Annotated in this window: 3 protein-coding genes; all 3 read left to right on the forward strand. The window is 58.9% G+C overall.

Annotated features, from left to right (window positions below; all coding sequences use genetic code 11):
* Nucleotides 1-274 (forward strand): exopolysaccharide production repressor protein (locus tag EN932_RS34240; protein ID WP_348630221.1); only part of this gene is annotated, 274 nt, incomplete at its 5' end.
* 236 nt (nucleotides 275-510) lie between these two features.
* Complete coding sequence (locus tag EN932_RS34245) at nucleotides 511-1,524, forward strand: 1-aminocyclopropane-1-carboxylate deaminase (protein WP_024505903.1); 1,014 nt, start codon at nucleotides 511-513, stop codon at nucleotides 1,522-1,524.
* A gap of 599 nt (nucleotides 1,525-2,123) precedes the next feature.
* Nucleotides 2,124-2,303 (forward strand): TlpA disulfide reductase family protein (locus EN932_RS34250; protein ID WP_128369444.1); only part of this gene is annotated, 180 nt, incomplete at its 3' end.

Here is a 2,303-nt window from a genome sequence, read left to right on the forward strand (position 1 = left end):
TGATCTGGCGAAAACCAGGGGAGCGGCGTGCACTTCATCTTTTTGTCGGCTCGTGGGGCTGGTCCTGTGCAGCAATGCGTCGATGGTTTACTTCGCTTTGGATTCGCTCCGTGTGGCAGTCGTCACGACGCTGGCCTGTTCGCTGCTGCTTCAGGCCGGCTACTTCGGCCGCGTGCTCTTTCTGATCTGGCAGTCCTCTAGCCGCGCTCGTGGAACTCGCCACAGGGGCCAGCATGCCGATGGTTACAGGAAAGCTCGGGTACCAGTCGTCTGACTCTGATCAACTGCGGAATGCAATTTTCAGCTGTGTCCCGGCTTGGTCGAATGCCCAGCATGTGCTGCTGCTTTGATGCGCGGATGACAGGATCAGTGCTCAGACCCACACCAATTTTGGTCACCCTCTGATGACTGAGCTGATCGTATAGGGAATCTGTGTTCGGCTAACACGCGACCATACCCCTGGGCTGACCGGTGCGTAGCAGGTTCAGGTACTTTTTTGCTGGAGATAGCATGCTGGAAAAATTCGAACGTTATCCGCTCACCTTTGGACCCACGCCGATCGAGAGGCTCGACCGCCTCGGCAAGCATCTGGGCGACAAGGTGGAAATCTACGTCAAACGCGAGGACTGCAACTCCGGTCTCGCGTTCGGCGGAAACAAGCTGCGCAAGCTCGAATACATTGTGCCCGACGCGATCGCGTCAGATGCCGATACGCTCGTCACAATCGGTGGCGTGCAGTCCAACCATACGCGCATGGTCGCTGCGGTCGCCGCCAAGATCGGCATGAAATGCCTCCTGGTCCAGGAGAGCTGGGTCCCACATGATGATGCTGTCTACGACCGGGTCGGCAATATCCTCTTGAGCCGCATCATGGGGGCAGAGGTGCGCCTGGTTGACGAGGGCTTTGACATCGGCATCCGCCGCAGCTGGGAAAAGGCACTTTATGAAGTCAAGGCAAGGGGCGGCAGGCCATATGCGATACCTGCCGGCGCCTCTGTCCACAAATACGGCGGCCTGGGCTATGTGGGGTTCGCTGAGGAGGTGCGTGCCCAGGAAGAGCAGCTTGGGTTTGCCTTCGACTATATCGTCGTCTGTACGGTGACTGGTTCAACCCACGGCGGCATGCTCGTCGGGTTCGCCAAGGATGGTCGACAGCGCAACGTGATCGGTATCGATGCCTCCGCCATGCCCGCCAAGACCAAGGCGCAGGTGCTTGGCATCGCCCAAAATACAGCGAAGCTCGTCCACCTCGGAGCGGAAATTGTCGAGGCAGACGTGGTGTTGTTCATGGACTACGCGTACCCGGGTTATGGCGTTCCATCGGAGGAAACCAAAGAGGCAATCCGTTTGTGCGCGCGGCTCGAGGGCATGATTACGGACCCCGTTTACGAGGGCAAATCGATGCAAGGGATGATCGACCTCGTCCAGAGGGGCTTCTTTCCACAGGGATCGAGGGTCCTCTACGCACATCTAGGCGGCGCACCGGCGATCAACGGGTACGGCTACACCTTTCGCAACGGCTGACGTTCGGCAGTCTGCGATTCCGCGGTCGCGCTCGAACGTGGGTAGGTAGCGTCGTTCGAGCGCTTGGCTGGAGAAGTGGAGGCAGCGACGGGCATCCACTAATTGGTACCATTACGTGCTGTCGGTGCTCAACGCCACGCGCATTGAGCGCATGCCGCCGTTGGCAACCGCGAGGCGAATTTTGACTCCGGGGCAAGAATCCACACGCGGCGGTGGCGGCACGAGGACCAAGCCGGCGAGTTCGCGCTTTCGAACTGGCGCCAAACTGCCACTGCTCGAGGGCCGAGGCCAGTCTAATCACAGGCGAGCCGTCCAAGCTCTCAAGAGTGATAGGGCGAAACCCGACAGCGGCAGAAGACATGTCGGGTTCACGACAATCGGCCGCATTTGGCCTCGTGGAGAATTTCAAAGCATTTCCCGCCGCTTACCGGAGCTGAGGGAATTGGCACCTCCGTTGCAGCTTGATGTGCGGCAACACGGTGAGAGCTTCGCTGAAGCAAGCCAGAGGGAGCGATGCCCTCGAGACCGTGTCCGATTTTGACTGGAAAATATTCCGCGACAAAAGAGACGAAAGGTGTGGAATGACTTTGGACACCAAGATGGAACTGCGTATGGGGTCCCCGGCTCCTGCGATCAAAGTGGAGAACTGGCTGCGTGGCGAGCCCCTCACGAACTTTCGGCCCGGCAAGGTCTACCTCGTTGAGTTTTGGGCGACTTGGTGCGGACCATGTGTCGACGCCATGCCCCATTTGATCGAACTGCAGGAGAAATATGAAGGC

Source organism: Mesorhizobium sp. M7A.F.Ca.US.002.01.1.1 (assembly GCF_004022955.1).
Lineage (GTDB): Bacteria > Pseudomonadota > Alphaproteobacteria > Rhizobiales > Rhizobiaceae > Mesorhizobium > Mesorhizobium ciceri.